The 829-nt window shown below is 57.3% G+C and carries 2 protein-coding genes; both read right to left on the reverse strand.

From position 1 onward, the window contains the following. On the reverse strand, positions 1-524 hold a 524-nt coding region (locus tag ACE5LO_RS27705), incomplete at its 3' end, for an IS66 family transposase zinc-finger binding domain-containing protein (RefSeq protein WP_375523134.1). A gap of 59 nt (positions 525-583) precedes the next feature. Next, positions 584-829, reverse strand: a 246-nt coding sequence (gene tnpB / locus ACE5LO_RS27710; RefSeq protein WP_375523135.1) for an IS66 family insertion sequence element accessory protein TnpB, incomplete at its 5' end; no start/stop codon positions are given.

Consider the following 829-nt stretch of genomic DNA (forward strand, 5'->3'; position numbering starts at 1 on the left):
TACACCGGCTTGGGCATGGGGGCGGTGACGATGGGCGTATGCACCTCGTTCCGCTCACAGTGGCGGCAGGCATACACCTGCTGTACATGTCGAACAACCTTCACTTGAGGGGGGACGATGGCGATCTCACTGCGTGTCTGTGTGGTCATCTCGTGCAACGAGTGGCCGCAGCAAGCACAGGTTTGCTCGCCTTCTTCGAGCGTATAGATGACCGTTTCCACGGGGAGGTCCGAAAGGTCGTCTTCCCGCTTCCCTTTCGGTTTGCGGCGCTCGTAGGTGATCTTCTCCATGGGCGGTTCTTCGCCGGGAGCGACCGCCAGCACCTCGGCTTCATTGAATAGATGGAGCTCCATCTGATCCGGATGCGTCTTCTCGCTGGAAGCGCCAAAGCGCTTGTGCTGCGCCAGGCGGAATTGCTCCTCATACCACTGGAGCTTGGCGGTCGCTTCGGTCAACTGCTGTGCTAATTTCTTATTTTGTTGCTGGAGTTGCTCCAGGGTGAGAGAATCGGTCTGAATGTCCATAGAAGATAGATTCGACAACCGTTTGTCGATTCCTGCTTCCGATGAACCTATGCACGACGCTATACCACGGTGTCCACCACCACAGCCGGATGAGCTTGCCGCTGAGTCAGCGCCAGACCGTCGAGCAACCAACGCAGTTCACGGGAGGAAACCGCGACCGTTTGTTCCGCATCGCTCGGCCACTGGAACGTGCCACGCTCCAAACGCCGGTAGAACAACCAAAAGCCGTTGTGATCCCAGTACAGCAGCTTGAGTTTATTCCGCTCCCGGTTGCAAAATACGAACAGGCTGGCAGAGAAGGGGTC

It is taken from the genome of Paenibacillus medicaginis, from assembly GCF_042138635.1.
GTDB classification, from domain to species: domain Bacteria; phylum Bacillota; class Bacilli; order Paenibacillales; family Paenibacillaceae; genus Paenibacillus; species Paenibacillus medicaginis.